Source organism: Bacillus sp. FDAARGOS_527 (genome assembly GCF_003812125.1).
Taxonomy (GTDB): Bacteria; Bacillota; Bacilli; order Bacillales; family Bacillaceae_G; genus Bacillus_A; species Bacillus_A paranthracis.
Genome location: NZ_CP033795.1, coordinates 2,037,153 through 2,057,675 on the forward strand (window position 1 = coordinate 2,037,153; position 20,523 = coordinate 2,057,675).

At 33.9% G+C, this 20,523-nt stretch carries 21 protein-coding genes and 3 pseudogenes; 3 read left to right on the forward strand and 21 right to left on the reverse strand.

Annotated features, from left to right (window positions below; genetic code table 11):
• Positions 1-177: 177 nt before the first annotated feature.
• From EGX95_RS13100 to EGX95_RS13185, 18 genes and pseudogenes are all read right to left on the reverse strand, one after another.
• Positions 178-687, reverse strand: coding sequence for a ribonuclease FAU-1 family protein (locus EGX95_RS13100; protein ID WP_001037869.1), 510 nt, complete (start codon positions 685-687; stop codon positions 178-180).
• A 103-nt stretch (positions 688-790) separates the two neighbouring features.
• Positions 791-1,283, reverse strand: a pseudogene (locus EGX95_RS13105) (NUDIX hydrolase).
• The gene (locus tag EGX95_RS13110) at positions 1,276-2,325 is read right to left on the reverse strand and encodes a hypothetical protein (protein WP_000117484.1); all 1,050 of its coding nucleotides are present in this window, start codon (positions 2,323-2,325) and stop codon (positions 1,276-1,278) included. The pseudogene EGX95_RS13105 and the gene EGX95_RS13110 overlap by 8 nt, the downstream one beginning before the upstream one ends.
• Before the next feature lie 12 nt (positions 2,326-2,337).
• Positions 2,338-2,811, reverse strand: coding sequence for a tetratricopeptide repeat protein (locus EGX95_RS13115; protein WP_000400626.1), 474 nt, complete (start codon positions 2,809-2,811; stop codon positions 2,338-2,340).
• A 137-nt stretch (positions 2,812-2,948) separates the two neighbouring features.
• Complete coding sequence (locus EGX95_RS13120) at positions 2,949-3,638, reverse strand: phosphopantothenoylcysteine decarboxylase domain-containing protein (protein ID WP_000676717.1); 690 nt, start codon at positions 3,636-3,638, stop codon at positions 2,949-2,951.
• Positions 3,639-3,653: 15 nt separating this feature from the next.
• On the reverse strand, positions 3,654-4,451 hold the full coding sequence (locus EGX95_RS13125; protein ID WP_014297868.1) for an AAC(3) family N-acetyltransferase: 798 nt from the start codon (positions 4,449-4,451) through the stop codon (positions 3,654-3,656).
• A 217-nt stretch (positions 4,452-4,668) separates the two neighbouring features.
• The gene (locus EGX95_RS13130; protein WP_000287874.1) at positions 4,669-5,916 is read right to left on the reverse strand and encodes a glutathionylspermidine synthase family protein; all 1,248 of its coding nucleotides are present in this window, start codon (positions 5,914-5,916) and stop codon (positions 4,669-4,671) included.
• 20 nt (positions 5,917-5,936) lie between these two features.
• Entirely contained in the window at positions 5,937-6,548 is a 612-nt protein-coding gene (locus EGX95_RS13135; RefSeq protein ID WP_001242160.1) for a hypothetical protein, read from the reverse strand.
• A 110-nt stretch (positions 6,549-6,658) separates the two neighbouring features.
• A complete protein-coding gene (locus tag EGX95_RS13140; RefSeq protein ID WP_001053111.1) occupies positions 6,659-7,060 on the reverse strand; it encodes a GNAT family N-acetyltransferase in 402 nt (133 codons plus the stop codon).
• Positions 7,061-7,116: 56 nt separating this feature from the next.
• Complete coding sequence (locus EGX95_RS13145) at positions 7,117-8,055, reverse strand: DMT family transporter (RefSeq protein ID WP_000643666.1); 939 nt, start codon at positions 8,053-8,055, stop codon at positions 7,117-7,119.
• A 69-nt stretch (positions 8,056-8,124) separates the two neighbouring features.
• The gene (locus EGX95_RS13150) at positions 8,125-8,646 is read right to left on the reverse strand and encodes a DinB family protein (protein WP_000654210.1); all 522 of its coding nucleotides are present in this window, start codon (positions 8,644-8,646) and stop codon (positions 8,125-8,127) included.
• 15 nt (positions 8,647-8,661) lie between these two features.
• A complete protein-coding gene (locus EGX95_RS13155) occupies positions 8,662-9,162 on the reverse strand; it encodes a GNAT family N-acetyltransferase (protein ID WP_000620348.1) in 501 nt (166 codons plus the stop codon).
• A 34-nt stretch (positions 9,163-9,196) separates the two neighbouring features.
• A complete protein-coding gene (locus tag EGX95_RS13160) occupies positions 9,197-9,742 on the reverse strand; it encodes a GNAT family N-acetyltransferase (RefSeq protein WP_001024998.1) in 546 nt (181 codons plus the stop codon).
• Positions 9,743-9,757: 15 nt separating this feature from the next.
• Complete coding sequence (locus tag EGX95_RS13165; RefSeq protein ID WP_000646302.1) at positions 9,758-10,459, reverse strand: nucleotidyltransferase domain-containing protein; 702 nt, start codon at positions 10,457-10,459, stop codon at positions 9,758-9,760.
• Positions 10,460-10,475: 16 nt separating this feature from the next.
• Complete coding sequence (locus EGX95_RS13170) at positions 10,476-11,159, reverse strand: DNA alkylation repair protein (protein WP_000923428.1); 684 nt, start codon at positions 11,157-11,159, stop codon at positions 10,476-10,478.
• Positions 11,160-11,381: 222 nt separating this feature from the next.
• A pseudogene (locus EGX95_RS13175) lies at positions 11,382-11,873 on the reverse strand (cysteine synthase family protein); the annotation flags it as partial.
• A gap of 119 nt (positions 11,874-11,992) precedes the next feature.
• The gene (locus tag EGX95_RS13180) at positions 11,993-12,382 is read right to left on the reverse strand and encodes a VOC family protein (RefSeq protein WP_000800664.1); all 390 of its coding nucleotides are present in this window, start codon (positions 12,380-12,382) and stop codon (positions 11,993-11,995) included.
• 191 nt (positions 12,383-12,573) lie between these two features.
• Positions 12,574-12,738: pseudogene (locus EGX95_RS13185) on the reverse strand (hydrolase); the annotation flags it as partial.
• A gap of 222 nt (positions 12,739-12,960) precedes the next feature.
• Between EGX95_RS13185 and EGX95_RS13190 the strand changes: the two are divergent.
• The 3 genes from EGX95_RS13190 (at position 12,961) to EGX95_RS13195 (ending at position 14,817) form a co-directional block, all read left to right on the forward strand.
• Positions 12,961-13,788: a peptidoglycan-N-acetylglucosamine deacetylase gene (locus tag EGX95_RS13190; RefSeq protein ID WP_000551424.1), complete on the forward strand. Its 828-nt coding sequence runs from the start codon at positions 12,961-12,963 to the stop codon at positions 13,786-13,788.
• Positions 13,789-13,981: 193 nt separating this feature from the next.
• A complete protein-coding gene (locus EGX95_RS30415) occupies positions 13,982-14,128 on the forward strand; it encodes a hypothetical protein (protein ID WP_166668128.1) in 147 nt (48 codons plus the stop codon).
• Between the two features lie 14 nt (positions 14,129-14,142).
• Positions 14,143-14,817, forward strand: a complete 675-nt coding sequence (locus tag EGX95_RS13195) for a TerC family protein (RefSeq protein ID WP_000346938.1) — start codon at positions 14,143-14,145, stop codon at positions 14,815-14,817.
• A gap of 56 nt (positions 14,818-14,873) precedes the next feature.
• Here the strand turns inward: EGX95_RS13195 and EGX95_RS13200 are convergent, their stop codons facing one another.
• From EGX95_RS13200 to EGX95_RS13215, 3 genes are all read right to left on the reverse strand, one after another.
• Positions 14,874-16,847 (reverse strand): lipoteichoic acid synthase, encoded by a 1,974-nt coding sequence (locus tag EGX95_RS13200; protein WP_000808754.1) that lies wholly within the window; start codon positions 16,845-16,847, stop codon positions 14,874-14,876.
• Positions 16,848-17,367: 520 nt separating this feature from the next.
• On the reverse strand, positions 17,368-18,993 hold the full coding sequence (locus EGX95_RS13210; RefSeq protein ID WP_000633866.1) for an ABC-F family ATP-binding cassette domain-containing protein: 1,626 nt from the start codon (positions 18,991-18,993) through the stop codon (positions 17,368-17,370).
• A 377-nt stretch (positions 18,994-19,370) separates the two neighbouring features.
• Entirely contained in the window at positions 19,371-20,219 is an 849-nt protein-coding gene (locus EGX95_RS13215) for a P-loop NTPase family protein (RefSeq protein ID WP_001093198.1), read from the reverse strand.
• Positions 20,220-20,523 lie beyond the last annotated feature (304 nt).

Genomic DNA, 20,523 nt, shown 5'->3' on the forward strand with positions numbered 1-20,523 from the left:
TCGACTGAATCTGATTCAATCATAAACGACTGAACTATATTCAGTCAATATTAGTTTCCACAAAAAAAGAGTAATCTCAAGAAATATACATCTAACCTTAGACTTATCAAAAAAGTTAGATCATATAACTTAAGACTACTCAATTTCATTAAACACATATTTTCTTTTCAAATCGCTTTAGTTTAACCACACCATTTCTGTCTCTACAATCATTTGAGGAAGCGTCTTTTGAATGATTTCCTCTAATATATTAAGAGCTTCATTCACATAACCACCCTCAAAACCCTCTAAAGGCTCAGGTAACTCATCCTCATCTAAAATAAAATATTCACCACTTGGAAGTACCAATATATCAATAATTAAGTCTTCAAATGACACTAATTCGTCTGTTATTTGCGTATTTTTTACAACATTAAAATAAGAGCCTACATACATTCCATTTTTATCTCTCCATATGTATAAATTGTACGGACGATTTTCCCAGTAGTATGCAATGGTGTAACTTCCTTTTGGGATTGTTAAACTCGCACGATGTGCAGTCATTGTAAATGAATACTGAACCTCATGAAATAACACGATACTTTGCAACTGCTTTTCAAGTAATAAGCAAGTGTGATCTACTACGGTCGAATCATACCGAATTTTTCTTTCTATAATTTCACTTTTTGGTGTTAGTAATTTATTCATTCTTTGTTTCCCCTTATGCTATTTCTAATCTTAATTATATCCATTTATATAGTGATAAAGAAGTGTTTGGTCTCCAAATACACAATAAAAACTCCCTCTTATTTTAGAAGGAGTTTTTCACTGTCCATGTTTCATATTTTTTCACTTCTAATGGAAGCTCATTCGTTTTCAACCACTTCACTGCACTACATACAAGTGGAGATGAATTGTCTTCTGTAATGCTTTCAATAGGAACCCATCTAGCTCCTAATGAATCTTGCTCTTCAAATTGTTCCGTTACTACGAATTCACCTTCGCACCTTTCAACACCGTAGAAAACTGCGATATGATGTACATGTGTACTCCTTGAATTTTGATGGAAATTGAAAATCAATCGTACCTATTTGTTTTACTACCGTTACATTTAGCCCGGTCTCCTCTTTAATCTCTCTATGAAGTCCAGCTAATAATGCTTCCCCATCTTTTAGACTACCACCAGGTAGATCATACCGATTTCTATATGGCCCTTTAATTTTATCGATTACTAATATGTTATTGCTTTCGATACAAATGCCATACACACCAAACGCACGATGAAAATTAGTAGCATTATTCATGGTTCAATTTCTCCGTCATCACATCATAAAATTTCCGTTCCTCATCAACATTTAAGTGAACACGACTTACTGTTTTAGAAAATCCATATAATAATTGTGCTTTCATTGGCTCTTTGAGTATGATTTCAAATGTTGGAGGTTCCTTTATAAATTCCATCACCGTTGCGTCAAGAAGCTCTTTCTCTTTCGTTAAAAGTTCCCCTTTATAAAACGTAATTGTATCAATTTGCGCAAATGGTATAATGATTTTCTTTCCTAATCCAATTTGAATAATTATTTTTTCTTTCGCAACAATAATTTGATTTTTACGCATCGCTTGAATTTCAGCTAAAAAATAAAACATTGCATATACGTTTAAAATAAGTAACACCCATGCTACAACTGGATTCCATTGATGAAACAAATAATGAAAACCGATACTTTCTATTAAGGTCGCATGGATAATCATAATATATACACCTATTGCGCCAGTCTTTTTGTGATATGAGTATACAGATTCTCCTTCTGGCACTTTTTCACGCCACGATAAAAATGCATAATAGATTAACTTACACTCTGTTACAATGATATCTATTAATTTATTTCTTTTCATAGCAGCGTCAAATGCAGCATCAATTGCATAAGAAAATGAAGAATACTCACTTTTATATTCTTTATATTTTTTTATTATGTTAGGAAGCTTTCTAACAATTTTATATAGAAGGAATAACTCTACACATACAAAGGTAATTTCTCCTGCAACTATCATATAAGAAACGTATGAAAAAGCTTGTAAATAGTCGCTTGGAATAATAAATCTTGCAAATATATAACCAGCTATTACAACAGGGAATATATACGTTAACGAGTATCTTTTTCGAATAATAAAGAAATACGTAATAACCGGAATTACAAACATACAATCTAATAATGATCCAAGAACAACTTCTTTGGGAGTAGCTGGTACAATCGGAAGAGCATACAATAAATAGTTTGATAATAAGATTAAAGATACGAGTCCAATCCATATACCTTTTCGCCTTCGCGAAAGTGTGACACTCATACTTTCACTCCTCTATTTAAAAACCTCGTTTAAATGGTCTTTATAAAATGAAATAGCACGTTCAAACTCTTTCACTTCTTCTACTTTTACGACTGTTTCAAGTAATAATTTCATCGCGGATTCATGATCGTTTACGTTATATTTCGCTAATGACAAAAATACTTTCATCACATCATTATCTGGAAACTGCTGCAAACCTGTTTCTAAAACAGTAATTGCTTTATCATACTCGCCTATACAACGATATGTACTACCAAGACCGATATATGCGCCACAAAGTGACTCCCCTTCAAGACCATTTGCAATTGCCTGTTCATAATACGGCATAGCTTCTGTTTCAAGACCCATTACATCATGTATCCAGGCACATTGATAAAGTACTTCTGCATCCCTCGTAAAGTTTGTTAATCCGATGAGTATCTCTTTAGACTGCGCATATTTCTTTTCTTTCCGGAGTTTAATAGCTTGCTTTAATAAATGTTCCATAGAATTCACTCCTCACCATTTATTCTATGTATCCATATTGAATGGTTAACGTTTGTGTAAAAGTAAAATTCCTATAAATTAAAGTTTCGCTTACCAATATATACTATGCGGATTCACTCTTATCCAAATACTTAAAATTATAAAGCAGTAATGTGATTACATAATACCTCTAACCTTTTAACAATTTCTTTCGCTGTTTCATCTTTTCCATTACATAACTTCTCTATACCGTCTTGTCCAATTACGTAGTGCATTGCTCCACGCGAATATAAAGAATGTGGTGAATTCGCAATCATTACACTCGCCTTCGCTTCTTCCATTCTATTTTTCGCTCTTTCAAACAGTTCTTCTTCATTTACGTCGCTTTCAAGTTTAAAGCCAACGAGTACAGTTTCTGAATCCCACTGTTTTATTTGTTTTAATACTTTCGGTGCCTTTTGAAAATGTATAATTGGCGCTATATCACTTGAGATTTTTCCATTCATATCAAGAACATTACCCTCTTGATCACAGATCTTGTCCACAATCCAATCAGATCCAGCCGCTGCCATAATAACCGCATCGACTTTTTCATGCGTAATGATACTTTTCATTTTATCTTGCAAATCAACAATTCCTTCAAATGGGTGTAATTCTAATTGATTGTTTATATCATTCGGTTTCTCCGCAAAATAACCATGTAAATATATAACATAGGCCCCTTTACTTATAAGCTCTTCGGCGATTATTCTTCCAATTGTTCCTTTTGCCATATTCGTATGACCACGAACTTGATCCCATTTTTCTAAACAACCACCGCTTGTAATTAATACCTTTTTCCCCTTCATTGTAACCATCCCTTACTAATTTTTCTTACGAAACCATTCTGTTCCAAAATCAACTATATCACGTTGTTTCATAAGACGGCACTTTGCGTTTCCTATTTCCCCTATTGTTACGGTTCCTTTTTGCTCAAATTCCACACCAATTTCTACAAATTTGTCAGAATCGTAATCCATATCAACAAATTCTTTCCACACTCTTTCGCCATTTTCTATAATGGGTGCCCCTACTTTTATTAACTCACATGCACCAGAACGTACTTCTGATAAATGTACAGAAGTATTGGAATCATATCCAACACCAATTAATAATATGTATCCGTCTAAATCATATATTTTTCTTAATGGAGATTCTTCTCCTAAACTCATTGATAGAGACTGATTCATCGTTATTTCTTCTGCATGTCTTCCCCATGCAGCAAAACTTCCTAATGGATGGTTACTGCGTACTACATTCGGATATGTACGAAAACATTCAACTATTTCCCCCATACCTCTTGTTGGTGTTATTCGTGGATCATAAGCTGGGACATTATCACGGATAATCTGCCACCAATCTTCAGGAACAGGCGGTCTTGACCAATGTTTCGGATCGGATAAATCTGAAGATTGCGTTGGCATAATGAGTGTTCCTTCTTCTGTAATAACATTCATTAACGCCTCTACTACTGCAACTGCTCCGCCAGATACCCAGCCTATGGAGCTTAACGAAGAATGTACAATAACTGTCATTCCTTTTTCTAATCCTAATTTTCTTAAATCATTTGTAATTGTTTTAATTGTATTTGGCAATGGCGTACTTGCCACTATTTCATTCATTTTCACGATTGTTCCCCCATTTTGTTTTAAACTACTACATACATATATTATCATATTTTTCTTAATTTTTAACTTAATCATTTTTATCCAATTAAAAAATGGTAATAAATTGGTTTTATATAACAAAAGAAGCAACATGAAGGCGTTACATCACAGCAATAAAAACACTATATTTAAACGAAAGAGCCCATCAAAAATGATGAGCTCTTTGTTCCATTTATCCTTCAATTGTAACTCCAGTAAACATCGATAAGTTTCCCGTTATTTTCTCACCTACACGTAAAAATAACCCTGCGGCTCTTCCGCTTATGCAGTGTGAACCAATTAAAAGTTTACCAGTATACGGACCGTCCCATGTGTCAATTGTATAGTCAGGCATTTCTATGTATTGCTGATATATTTTCCGCTGTTCAAAGTAATACTCTGTTTTATCTTCAGCTAATAGTTCATTATTTTCAAATATAGATACCCCTCCGCCTTCACGGCCGTATAAAGGTTTAGAAACATAGGATTCATTTCTTTCTATAAATGGTTTATTTGTAAAGTATGTTGGTAGGAAGTATTTTTGAATGGTCTCTCGCTCTTCGTCCCCAAAGAAAACTTCATCTTCATAAAGCTGCCAAATTAATGCGAGTACACTTTTATTTTGCATAAGAAAGGCAGCAGGTGGATTAATGATTTTCACTCTTCCTTGCGCTATATGATCTAAAAACTGGAGTCCAATTCTTTTCCCGTTTTTATCAGCGTCTGAAACTAAATATTCAATTGGATATAGCCTATATAAATAATGAATTCTCTCACCATTTTGCGTATATATACCATCATCTGTCACGACAATATCTTGTATACCTATATAATCCGTTGACTGATCCAAACAATAGCTTCTTAAAAATTGAACCGTTTGATGATCTTCATCATGCCAATCATAACTCGTGAAATAAATCGTTTCTCTAGGATCTATATTATAGTCATGTTTAATTTGTTCCCATGCCTGCACAATATGCTCTTCTATATGATTTGGGTGATTTACATCGTGATAACGGCACAACACTTCATTTGCGACCGATGGCTCTAAATAACCTGTTGGTGTATCACAATTTACTTCTATTAACTTTATATCTTCACCATTTACGATAAAGTCAAATCTCGTAAAATATGAAAACAAACCAGTATGTTTCATTCTCGCAATTTCCCACGTTTCAGCAGGAAATCCTAGTGTTTGAAAATCTTCTGCCGTATTTACAATATATTGATACGTTCTATATAACACGTACATAATTTCTTCAGTCGCTTTTGAAATAGCAGTATAAGTTTTTACTGGCATACGATACATACCTGTTGCCATATATTGATTCCATTCTTCATTTTCTAATAGGCTCGGCCACGTAAATCCATTCCGACCAGCCTCTTCCGCTAGTGAAAACCATACTTTCATATACTCCTTCTGCTCTTGCTCTGTATACATATTCCTATTATCCTTTCGAGTTATGATCCGGCCGGTGCTTTTGCGTTCCCAATTCCACTTGAACCTGAATTCACTTTTGGCGTTTGTGTCGGAGATGATTTTGGCGCATTTGTATCTGGTGTCACTTTATTTGAGCTATTTGGCTGTTGTTTATTTAAATCCACTTTATTGGACGAGTTATTATTGTTACTGTTAGTTCCGCCGTAATACCCTCCACCACCGCTTCCACCAGTTCTACTTTGGTCTTTTTCACGATAGGGAATAACATTATTTGCATACGGTTTCTTCATTATATTTGGCTTTGCTGTATAATTCATATTTGAAGTTCTGCTTGCTAATAAATATCCTGCTACGAATGGAAGTATCGGTAAATGTGAATTTTCATGATACGATGAAAAAGACGGATTCATTTCCTTACATAACTCATCTTTTTCTACATTTTCATTAGTAGGAGCTTTATCATCGCAATGTAATGTTTCTTGTTCATTTCCCTGTTTTGCACCATCTGTTTTAACAGCAGTACTTTCTTTCTGTGCAGTTTCTTCTTCATAATCACCACAGCCCGTTAATAAAAAAGATGAAACCCCTATTGAAGTAGCGATTTTTATAAATTTACTTTTATCCATTCTCATGTGTTATACACCCAATTTCCATTATCTATATTTTTCCAGATACCTTTATTATATAATGTAAATGTTACTTTTTTCAAACTAAACACAATATGTATTTGCATATTTTCGTACTATTTTTCCAAATAACAATGAAACCTTTCAATCCCCGGATATTTTTCTCCTAAACTTTTAATCTGAAAACCAATTTTCTTATAAAATTTTACGGCCTCAGCGTCAGTCTCTGCCTCTATATACGTCAATTGATGCATTCTTACTACTTCCTTTATCATTTGCAACGCAATTCCTTTATGGCGATATTGTGGAACGACTGCTATGTGGCATATTCTCGCTTTATTTGCTCCGATTATTTCAATACCTATGCAAGCCTTTTCTTCATATCTATACAATGACCCTTTATTCCTTTCATAAAATAAAACTGCTTTCTTTAAGCTAGTTTCACTTGGGCCGATTGCATACAGTAGTACATTTAAAATAGGATCTTTCTCAATTTGTTCAACACATTGCAAATTCATTTCATCATTCCTTTCTACGAAAAAAGATTAGCTCTTTATATAAAGAGCTAATCTCATTACGCCGTTATTTTTTCTTCTTTCTTCACAACGACCGCTACATAACTATGTAGTATCATTCCGATAATAACGAGGCTCATACCAACCCAAGATAAAGATGACGGAATTGGTGCAGATAACAAGATAAGTTCTCCTACTAGCGCAAATAAAACCTCACCGGACTGAGTCGCTTCTACTGTTGCTAGTTTTTGCGGATCATCTTTTACAAGGTCTGTCGCAAAGAAGAATAATACCGTTGCGATTAAGCCAGAACTAACTGCTACAATAAAGCATTGGAAAACTTGGCTACTTGACGGTAGACCACCTGTTGATACTTCATAACCAGATAGTAAAAACCAAAATGGTAGACTTGCTAATGTCATACCGAGAACTCGCTGGAATACATCTAACTCGCCTTTACAAACTTGCATCATTTTTCGATTTCCAAGAGGATACGCAAACGCTGCAATCAGTACAGGAACGACACATAAAACGGTTTCACGAATTCCTAATGAAGAAGCATGTTCTACTTGCATGAGTACAACACCGCATAAAATAATACCCGACATAACTAATTCCTTCATTGGGAGTTTTTTATGTAATGGATCTACCGCAAAAAATGGCGTTAACAAAATCCCTGCGACGATTGTAATTTGCCATGTTGATGCAACGAGCCAACCAGGTCCAAACGCTCCAGCAAAACTAAGTGGTGCATAGAAGAGACCAAATCCAACGATACTCCACACTAACCATTCTTTCGGATTGTTTTTCATATATTGAAAGAGTTGCTTTAAGTTTCCCCTATACATGACAATAAGTAAAAGCATTGGAACCATAAAGTAGTACCGTAATGAAGCACTCCAAATCCAGCTTCCACCTTCTAAGTCCATCGCCCGGTTTAAAACGAAGGTAAAGGCAAAGAAAAATGATGCCAATATCCCTACTGCAATAGCTTTCATGATAAAACCCCTTGTTTAGTTTCTTCTTATACTATACAACAAAATAAATATAATTAAAATTCGCACTCTTTATCTTGCATGTATTCTAGCTCTATATAGTTTTCTTAACTGACTAATATGAGCTTGATGGTACCGATTATGATCAGCTATATGCCATATCCCCCACCTTATAGTCGCAGTTTCTCCCTTTTCATAAAAAACCTCTCGTGTTAAATCATTTTCTGTTAGTTTCATGCATTCCTCATAAAACATATGTTGCACAACTTCATAATCTTGCATTAATTGTTGCAATGTCTGTTTTCTTAAACTTGGCAGCTCTCCTGCTTCATTTAACATAGATCCATATATATTATCAAGTGTCTGTGGAATTGCTTCTCCTTTTAAGCGGTACACCCAATGTAAATCGACAACTGCTAAATGTTGAAGTAGTTGTCCAATACTATTTTCATTATTTTCTGTCCCTTTAAATGACAGTTCTTTTTCATCAGTTCCTTCCACTAACTTTTGCAAGCGTTTAAATGTATCCGTAACCATCGCATACAAAATCGCTACTTGCGGGTTCATATTTTTGTCTATATAAAGATCTTTCATACTAAACTCCCTTTCTTAAAAGAACAACACCATATGTTCATCATCACTATACACACCATTCATCTTTATAGCTCTTTTTTCAATTCCATATGTTTTAAAGCCCATTGATTCATACAACTTCTTTGCTGGCTCATTTGTAGACACCACACCTAAAGTCAATTGTTCCAAGTTCATTTCTCTTGCTCTTTCAATTGCCTTACGTATTAAATCACGTGCAAGGCCATTTCTTCGATTGCTTGCATCTACATACATCGCAACGATATGCCCTTTATGTTTATACGCCTCTTTCTCTTCTGTTAGTAAAGTGACAACTCCAACTAATTGATAATCCTCATTAAAAGCACCGAATGTACAACTAGTAGTAGCTGTTAAATTACTTTCCACTCGCTTAATCGGGTTTTCTTGACGAATCGCCTCTTCATAAGTTGTTACAAATGCCTCTGGATTTACTTGTAATGCTTGTAAACGTAAGTCCCAATATTTTTTTGCATCTTCTTTCGTAAGTAATCGAATCATATTTCTCTATCTCCTTTTAGTTAACATAATATTTTTATAAACTACTAATTAAAGATTGATATTCTTCTCTTAACATACTATAACGATAGCGATGAATGAACTGACCTCTACGTAATCGATCATTTCTCATTAACCCTTCGCATACAAAACCAGCCTTTTCATAGCTCTTTCTAGCTTGAAAATTATCTTCATCTACACGTAGCCATACTTTTTCTAATTCAAATTCAAAGAATGCTACATGTAACATACTATATAGGGCGGCTATTCCATACCCTTTACCCCAGTATTCTTTATTACCAATCGCGATTCCCAATTCTGCATTTTTATTTGTTTTATCAAAGTTTTTAAGATCTACCCATCCAATATGTATGCCGTTCTCTGCCGTGATAGCTCTTTGTTCATAACCATTTTTTCGATTTATACATGCCTCAATCCATTGTTTTGTATCTTCAAGAGTGAACGGTGGATATTGATCTGGTACAACTAAATGTTTCGTTACTTTTGTATCTAATGACCATTGATATCGGTCTTCTACATCATCTAGTGTCAGTTCTCTTAATTGAACGAATGGTATATTCATTGTATTATCCCCTTTTTACTTTCCTATACAAAACCCTTCGAACATTCTTCCTCCATACTGTTCTAGCGTTTTTTCTACAAAAGTAATTAATTTTATTTTCTCTCCCGTTGTATAAAAATGATCGAATGCCACTACAAATTGATCTGCGTATTGTTCATCATATTTTCTAAGTACCCTTATAAACCATTTTGAACTTCCAAGCCATTTCCCATTTACTCTTAATACATATTCATGTAATAAATCAGCTAATAAATTCGCGATAAACAACTCTTCTTCTCTTTTTGATGCACCAATAAAATCATCCAAAGTATCTGTAATAAAATAACGCTTCTGCTTCATCATTTCTTCAGTCCATTTAGCTGGTCCTTTATTTAGTAACTCATTCGCTTCGCTTTTTAATTTCTCAACAATTTCATCTTCCCCTTTTAATACAACACCTTCTGCAACTAATTGTGGTAACGAAGGTCTTCCGCGATCACAATCCATTTTAAAAAAGGTTTTTAACGTTTCAAAATTATGTACAAATACCTCAACTGGCCATCCATTACTATAGAAAGATTCTCGATAACAAGACGTTAAACTTTGATCAACTATTACAATGTCCAGATCAGATGTTTTTGTCGCTTCTCCTCTTGCAACGCTTCCTCCAAGTAAAGCTACATCACAATTCGGAAAGTGTGATGTAATGATGCTTTTTGCCGCTTCCATTGCTTTCATAACCGTTCCCCTTTTCTTATTTCACTTTCTTTTTTGCAACTCTTTCTCTCGCTTTTTTTATATACGACTCTGCGTCTGGTGTTTTGCATGACGTTGCTCCGTGATCAACGTGTACTTTTCCAATTTCACGTGCAATTTCAATCGCTTTTCGCTCTAAGTCTTCATTACGAATTCCTATCGCAATTAAAGCACTATTCATTGCTTCTTTTTTTCTATTTTTTTCATTATGTATATTTACTTTAATTTCTTCTAGATAAGGAGAGAAGAAATCATCTTGTAACGTTTTATTTTTAATCGCTATATTTGCTAATAAAGACCAGCCTGCTCTTCCAATCCATTCATCATCAGACTTTGTCCAGTCTTCCATTCTTTCTATCGCGATTGGCGACGTACAAATAGCCGTCATTAAAACATCCATTAAACAATAATAATCAACTTCCTGTACCCATTTATTTAGTAGTTCTGTCGTAACTTTTTTTGGATCTAATATCATTGTTGCTAAAGTCATTGCATCCATATTTTTTGTTTCCCATAATAAAATTGCTAAATCATGATCTTTTTTTATCTTCTTTTTTAACAATTTTAAATTGGCAAAACTAACTCCGAATAGAGGCTCTTTCGCCCCATGGTTTTTATACGTTTTACGATTTTGTTCTGTTCCATATTCCTCTAGTTGCTGCATTACTTCTTCAAGTAACATATGCCCACCTCTTTATCTTTTCTGTTGACTTCATATATGTATGTACGATATATTCTACATTACTTTTTGGTTTTCCTATATTTATTTTTTAAATACGGTATGTGAAATTTTTTAGTTGCTACAAACATCTAAAACCACTACGAAAAACCTGTACATTTTACATATACAGGTTTTCGTTTCATCGATTTCCTATAGTGTAAGAAATAGAATATGAAAGAACTTTTAATGGTTTGATTCTCTCCTTATTTTTGGTAAGCTCTTTACATCTGACCACTCTTCTATGGACCCTGCGTCTGGAAAAACTGTAACTACATTAAAATCCGAACCTTTTTCTCTCCCAATTTGTTTAGCGGCTAATAAATTCGCTGCCGCAGACGTTCCTATTTTCATTATAAAAACGCGCCATTTCATACAAGGTCTCTTCATATGAATAAGTCCATTGTTTTTCTATCAAATTGTCTTCCTGTTTCCTTCCTAAGCCGAACCCACCTGATCCAGCATATTTCTTTAAATCATTTGGTGGTTGTTCAGAACCATAAGGCAATTCAGCAGGCATTACTAAATGTAGCTCAATTTTTTTGTATAATTCTTTACTGTTTTATCCCCCCCCATTAGAGTTCCACCAGTACCAGCAGATGCTACCCATGCATGAATTGGTTTCCCATTCATTTGTACAATAATTTCTTGGCCTGTACCTTCTATATGACTTAATACTCTCTACTTTTTAATAACTCCCTTAACTAAATCTTCTTATATAAAAATCCCTACAAATGCTGTAGGGATTTATGACTCAATCATTTTGTTACACTTCATTACATACGAAAAGAGCTTCTTTATTCAAATGCGTTCATTAGCACAATTCTCCAACCATCTGGATCCTCTATTGTGATTCCTTTCTCTATCCAATACGGATTTTCTGGTTCCACCTCATGATAGCCCATATTGCTTAATCGATTCACTATTTTTTCAATTTCATCTTTATTAGGCATATAAAAAACTAGTAAATTATCTTTTGTCGGTGCCGGACAGGGACTTCCGTTAACATGCGTTGTAAACTCCAAATGATACTCGGCATCCGGTAATCCAAACATAACTCCATCATATCCTTCATGATTGTGAAATTCTCCTATACGCTTTAATCCTAACCCCGTCTCATAAAAACTTATAACTTCTTCAAATTTATCTGTTGGTCTTGCAATTCTAAATTGAACCCAATTCTTCATGCAAATCTCCTCCTTTTCATTTTCCAAAGCTTTACAGTCATTATTATAGGTAACATATATTTCCTTTAACATCCCTCATTAGTGTGAGAACTACTTAAGTTGAAAGGCCTATTAGTTTATAAATAGTAGGCCTTTAGTATTAAATTCATATAAAATTAATTATATGGATATCAAGATAAAATAAACATTTCTTCCTTTTTGTATAAATTGCTATTTTGCATAGTTTCTAATGTTGTCCATGACTGTCCAATTGGATTCACATATTGTCTTTCTTCATTACAAATTTTCCAACGAGAAGGTGCTTCTTCATTTTAGGAATACTGTACTCCACATGTATTGCAAATATAATTAGCCATATTCCCCCTCCCTTTTCATTTAATTGTTTCTTTACCAATATCTTAATAAAAAACAAAAATATTCGAATCAATAATTGGAACGAAAATGAAGTGATACGAAAGTATGAAATCTTGCATACTTTTGGACAAACTTTTTTGCACTTGTAAAAAAGTTTTTTTGCAATTACCTCCCTATAATTGCTAATATAGTAGAGTAGAACTTTTATAGAGAGAAGGAAAATTATGCACAATGGAATTCGAATGACAACTTTAGTGAAAAGGGCTATTTTGATTTGCGCGGGGGTATTATTTACATACGAAGCGGCTTTAGGATCAACACATACTGCTCTAGCAAGTACAGAGGATGAAGCAAAATCTGTTCAACTTGTAAGTGAAATTCAATCGTCTCTTGCACCGAAAGAAGCTCCAAAACAATACAATGGGCAAGTTAGAAAAGTAGCTTATTTAACATTTGATGATGGTCCTGGAAAATACACAGCTGAGCTTTTAGATATGTTAAAGAAAGAAAATGCAAAAGCAACATTCTTCCTTATTGGTTCAAATGTAAAAGCTTTTCCTGATCTTGTAAAGCGTGAAGATGCTGAAGGCCACTACGTTGGGATGCACAGTATGACTCATAACTACAAGAAACTTTACACAGAAGGTCATTACGTAGATGAGATGAAAGAAGATCAAGGATTAATCGCTGGCGTTCTAGGTAAATCACCAGTATTAACTCGTCCTTCTTACGGCTCAATGCCAGGATTAAACGAAGCGCTTCGCAACAAAGTTGTTGAGAATGGGCTAAAAGTTTGGGATTGGACAATTGATTCATTAGACTGGAGATATAACAAAATGCCGGTTGACGCTGCATCAGCTAAAATTGTAGAAAACGTTATTAATGGTGCAAACAAGCCAACAGAAGTTATCCTTATGCACGACATTCATCCACAGTCCGTAAAAGCAGTACCTGGTATTATTAAAGGGCTGAAAGAAAAAGGATATGAATTAGAAGCCTATAGTGAGAACGAACACTTCCCATTAAACTTCTGGCACGATAATCGTATGTAATAAAAAGACTTGATTTCCTTTAACTAGGAATCAAGTCTTTTTATGGTTTTTGGAATTACTCCTCGTATATTCGACTCAATTCCCCCTCTCTCCTTCGTAAAAAATACGACGTTTTCGTGCTAAGGAAGATAGATCTATTCATGAAATCAGAAGTAAAAACTTGGATAGTAGAAGAGAAAACCGTATTAAAAAGATGAATCGAAAAGCAAAAGAGATTGCAAAAGCGATTGATACGAAATTAAAACAGATTTATCAAAATACAGTAAGAAATTATGGATTGAATATACAAAGTCAATCCTATTTTTTATATTATCAACACTTTAGCACATATTACTCTTAAGGAGTGATATGTATATGGATTTCCTTTCAGCTGAATATTTGTCAGCCTTACTTGCCATTATTGTAATTGATTTAGTGTTAGCAGGTGATAATGCCATTGTAATTGGGTTAGCAGCAAGACGATTACCGAAAGATCAACAAAAGAAAGTTATTATATGGGGAACTATCGGGGCAATCGCGATTAGAGCCCTCGCTACTTTAGTTGTCGTTTGGTTGTTAAAAATACCAGGGCTACTTCTAATTGGTGGTGTACTTCTTATATGGATCGCTTACAAATTAATTGCTGAAGGCAAAGATCACGATATTAAGGCAGAAGAAGGTTTCTGGTCTGCTATTAAAACCATTATCATTGCTGATGCATTGATGGGAATTGATAACGTTCTTGCTGTTGCGGGAGCTGCGCATGGCAACTTTTCTTTAGTAATCATCGGGCTATTAGTTTCAATTCCAGTAGTAGTTTGGGGCAGTACATTAATTTTAAAATGGGTCGACCGTTATCCTATCATTATTACAATTGGAGCAGCTGTTTTAGCTTATACTGCCGCGAAAATGATTGTAGATGAAAAATGGTTCGCTGCATTTTTCGAAAGCAACCCTTTCATGAAATGGGCATTCATCATTATCATCATTGTCGGTGTAGTTTTCTTCGGAAAGGCAAAACAAAAAGCAACAGATGGTTCTATCTCATGATGATGTTTTATTTACAAACAAAAGGCACTATTCCTATGAATAGTGCCTTTTGTTATTTATTTAGCTTCCCCTTCTGGAGTCGTTTTTACTTTCGTTTTGTTTTTATCACGATTGTTATAGTTATACTTCGAACGATCTATCGGTGTAAATCCTTCCGGTGTGTAGAATCGTAATAAGTCACCATTTACGACTTGGTCAGAGTATTTTAACGAGTTTTGAACCATTTGTTCATTTTGTTTTATTTCATCTGTAAATTCTACTGGTTTTCCAGTCGTTGTATCATAGTATTTGCCGTTTAATGCAGTAACTGTTGGGCTTACGTAGTTACCATTTCGGAACGCAACAACTTGCTTATGATCTGGTGATAATAAATCTGAACCGAATTGAACATAATTTTTTGTATCTGTTCCTAGTAAGTGTAAAAGAGTTGGAAGAACATCAATTTCACCACCGTATTGATGTTGTACGCCACCTTTCACACCTGGTACACGAACGATTAAAGGTACACGCTGTAACTGTGCATTTTCAAATGAGTTAATTTCTTTACCCATTACTTTTGACATTGCTGCATTATGATTATCTGAAATACCGTAATGGTCTCCGTACATAACGATAATAGAATTATCGTATAAACCAGATTGTTTCAAGTAATCGATGAAACCTTTTACAGATTCGTCTAAATAACGTGCTGTTTGGAAATACGTATCTACAGATGAGTCACCTGTGTTTGCTGGTTCAATTGTCGCTTCCTCTTTATCAATCGGATACGGGAAGTGATTCGATAACGTAATAAACTTCGTATAGAACGGTTGTTTCAATGTTTCTAATAACGGAATGGATTCATTAAAGAATGGTTTATCTTTTAATCCATAGTTTACTACATCTTTTTCGTTCATATCATAGTATGAAGCATCAAAGAATTTATTAAAACCAAATGATTTATAAATATCGTCACGGTTCCAAAATGTTTTATAGTTACCATGGAATACAGCTGATGTGTATCCTTGTTGTCCTAAAATTGCTGGTGCTGATTGATACGTATTATGAGATTTCGTTGTAAATACAGACCCTTGTGGTAAACCAAACATAGAATTCTCTAACATAAACTCCGCATCAGACGTTTTCCCTTGTCCTGTTTGATGGAAGAAGTTATCAAAATAAAGCGTATTCGCATCTTTTGTAAATGAGTTTAAGAACGGCGTAACTTCTTGACCGTTTAATTTATAATCAATTAAGAAGTTTTGGAATGACTCTAAATGAATATAAATTACGTTCATTCCCTTACCTTTACCGAAATACTCAGGATTCGGACTAGCATAAGTTGATGTTAAATAATTTCTTACTTCTGTCATATTATCTCCATCAGCTAACGCTCTTTCCGTTGATGCTTTCGCACTTTGAATTCCATCATAAATTGTGTAGTTATACGCCCCTAAATATTTCACAATATAATTTCGGTCAAACGTTCTTGTTAATAATTCAGGACGGTCAGATTCTGCAAGTCCTAAGTTAACACTGAATAATAAAATACCTGCTACAAATACTAGTGATACTTTATGCTTCGCAACACGAATTGGTTTTGGATTTGCAAATTTCGTTGCAACTAACACAATTAAAATAATTGTATCTAAGAAGTATAGCGGATCATAAAGATGTAGCAACGCAACAATACTACCACCTAAATCTCCAAAGTTATTCGTTTGTGTCAATGTCGGGAACGTAATAAAGTCACTGAAAAAGCGATAGTATACGACGTTTGCATATAAAAGAATCGACAATAACAAGTTGATAACAATTAACCAAATATAAGATCGTTTCCCTTTTGCAAATAATGCAAGTCCTAAAAATAGAACTGCTGAACTAAGCGGGTTGAAAAACAGCAAGAATTTTTGGATTGTGTTTGAAATACCTAAATTAAATTCTGTTACATAAGCCGCATATGTTTTGAGCCAAAATAAAATAACGGCAAACAGAAAGAATCCAAAATGATTGCTTAGCACGCTTTTGCTCTTTAATAAGAATTGTTTCATTTCTCCACCTCTTTTGATCATCCAAGGCTTATTTTTTATAAGTCTGTCTCTCTATTCAATTTTTTATCTTCAAATAGATTCTATTTATTTAACTATATGAAGAATACTAGTAATTATAATTTGAAGCTAGTATTTATTCAACTATTTCTTTCTATACATTTTGACCTTGGTTTCTATTTAACAAAATAAATTTGTAACATTTTCTGTTTTCTCCCAAGATTCATCCACTAATTATGACATCACATACTATATACCTTTATTCCCTACTTCGCAAATAAATATGTCTCCAGTTCTGGAACATTAATGTAATATAATGAAATTCACAATAGATAGCATTTAATTTTTCGATATATATTATTTCTTCATTCAGTTATTTATGCTTCAGCAATTCTTCTATGTGCAACATCCAAATCTCTTCCCTCCAATAAAGTTATCCTTGAATAATTATTCGCTATCCATAAAAATAATGGATTATAAAAAACCTCGCTCTCATAACGAGATCGAGGTTTTTCATCATTTATTATTGACCTTTGTACATTGCATCTACTTGTTTTTGAAGTTCTTCATTTTCTAAGAACTCATCGTAAGTAGCCTCTTTATCGATTACACCGTTTGGCGTTACTTCGATAATGCGGTTTGCAATTGTTTGTACGAACTGATGGTCATGTGATGTGAATAAAATTGTACCTTTAAATGCAATTAAACCATTGTTTAATGCAGTGATAGACTCAAGGTCTAAGTGGTTCGTTGGGTCGTCAAGTGTAATAACGTTTGCACCACTTAACATCATTTTAGATAACATACAACGAACTTTTTCGCCTCCAGATAGTACTGAAACGTTCTTCTTAACTTCTTCGCCTGAGAATAACATACGGCCTAAGAAACCACGTAAGAAGCTTTCTGACTCATCTTGTGGAGAGAATTGACGTAACCATTCAACTAAGTTGTAGTCACTGTTCTCAAAGTATTTAGAGTTATCTCTTGGGAAGTACGATTGAGATGTTGTAACGCCCCATTTAAATGAACCACTATCTGGCTCCATTTCACCCATAAGGATTTTAAATAATGTCGTCATCGCAATATCGTTACGACCGATAAATGCAACTTTATCACCTTTATTTAAAGTGAAGTACACATTATCTAACACTTTTTCACCATCAATTGTTTTAGAAAGACCTTCAACAGTTAATAAGTCATTTCCTACTTCACGTTCTGGTGTGAAGCCAACGAATGGGTAACGACGAGATGATGGCTTAATATCATCTAATGTAATTTTATCTAATAATTTTTTACGAGAAGTTGCTTGTTTCGCTTTAGATGCGTTTGAGCTAAAGCGCGCAATGAAGTTCTGTAACTCTTTTACTTTCTCTTCTTTTTTCTTATTAGCATCTTGTGTTAATTTTAAAGCTAATTGGCTTGACTCATACCAGAAGTCATAGTTACCAACATAAAGTTGAATTTTACCGAAATCAAGATCAGCCATGTGCGTACATACTTTATTTAAGAAGTGACGGTCATGGGATACAACGATAACTGTATTTTCAAAGTTCATTAAGAAGTTTTCTAACCATTGAATCGCTTTTAAGTCCAGGTGGTTGGTAGGCTCATCTAGTAATAGAATATCAGGTTGACCGAATAAAGCTTGAGCAAGTAATACTTTTACTTTCTCTGCACCAGTTAACTCAGACATTTTCTTATCATGAAGGTCTTCACCAATACCTAAACCTTTAAGAAGGATTGCAGCTTCTGACTCAGCTTCCCAACCGTTCAGCTCAGCAAACTCACCTTCAAGTTCTGCAGCACGCATACCATCTTCATCACTAAAGTCTTCTTTCATGTAAATGGCATTTTTCTCTTGCATTACTTTATAAAGTTGAGTATGACCCATAATTACAGTTTCTAATACTGGAAACTCTTCATATTCAAAGTGGTTCTGTTTTAATACTGCTAGACGCTCGCCTGGCGTAATATGTATGTCACCTGTTGATGGTTCGATTTCTCCAGATAAAATCTTTAGAAACGTTGATTTACCAGCACCGTTTGCTCCGATTAAACCGTAGCAGTTACCTGGCGTGAATTTTATGTTAACATCTTCAAACAATTTGCGATCCGCGAAACGCAAACTAACGTTACTTACTGTAATCATTTGTGTCCTCCTACTAATACCGCTTATTTCAGCGTTTTCTCACCGATTGTCTTAAAAAATCGCATATTACGACTCAATTATTGTAGACTATAGCTATTATATAGTAGAAGCTGGATGAATAGCAACGGTTGATTGCTATTCCTTTCTTTCCAAACTCGAATAAAACCTTTGTTTTTAATTATATTAAAGTTACATACACGTTTTAAAGAGGATTCATTTTGAAAAAACATTTATAATTGGAGTATTATGTTTATCAATTGAAATAATACAATAATTTGCATGCATTTCGCATTATAAATAGCAAACTAAAACGCTCAGAAAATATTCTGAGCGTTTTCATTTCCTTCTCCAACTAAAGCACCAGGTAGTGTAAAAAGCTATTTCACCATTTGTATTGTTAACTTATCTTTTAACATTGACCTATATGAGTCAATTTCATATTTTGTATTATTGATTTTTTCTTTTTTCATTTTTAACATATCGAATATTTCTAACTCTAAATTCCTTCTAGCTTCAAGAACTTTTATCGCTCCTTCTACCCCTGAATGTTTATGTTCTTTCCCATAGCCTTGGTTCGTGTAATAGTCGACAATTCCTGTGGACCATTCTGGATTTCTTTCTTTTAATGCCTTCCTAAATGAAAATTCAAGATCATCTTGTTCTACATAGAATAACATTGGATTTAGATTCTCTATGATTTTTGCAACTTTCATTACATAATTTATTATTTTTTCTTTTTGTTCACCGTATTTAATCATCCCAATCGTTAATGGATTTTGTATGAAACAACATTCAAAAATATAAACCTTATTATCTTCTAGAGCAATTTCAGCAAAGTCATTCCATTTGTCAGCAATTAATTCAACATTTTTATCGAATGGTAATTCATATATATCGTTTCTTGAAATATCGTTAAATAATTCGTCCGAAAACTGGTCACCAAACTCATTTTTTATCTTTCTGTATGGTAATAAATAATTGCTTCCTTTTTTTAAAACTCTTTTAAGAAGAACTTCTTTAAAATCTCCACTGTTAGATACTAATCTATCGAATTCAAATTTATTAAAACAAGATACACCATCATAGTCGGCTGGGTGGTTCAAATTCCCCTCTAAAAATAGTTCAACTTCAATTTTATTTTGGCTTAGAATTTCATTTATTAGCTTTGCAGTGGTCGATTTTCCGAATCCAGGTAAACCTTCTACTATTATTAGTTTTGTATTCATAGCTATAAATCCCTTCCCTCAAAGTATTTAACTAAGATTTAAAAAATTACTTACTCCACTGCAATCACTCCTTCAAAATACGATATTCAACATTTCCTTTAAAAAATCCTTCTTAAATTAGCCTGATCGTTAACTTAAGAACATTTTTTCACAATCTCTATCATTATTTTAACATAAATTTTCCATTTATCTTTTAAAAAAAGATAGTCCACCATTATTTGAGTGAACTATCTAAAGTAAATTATATCTTTTAAACCAAATACTTTGTCAGTAATCCCCAATCGTTGCGCTGCTGTTTTTACTG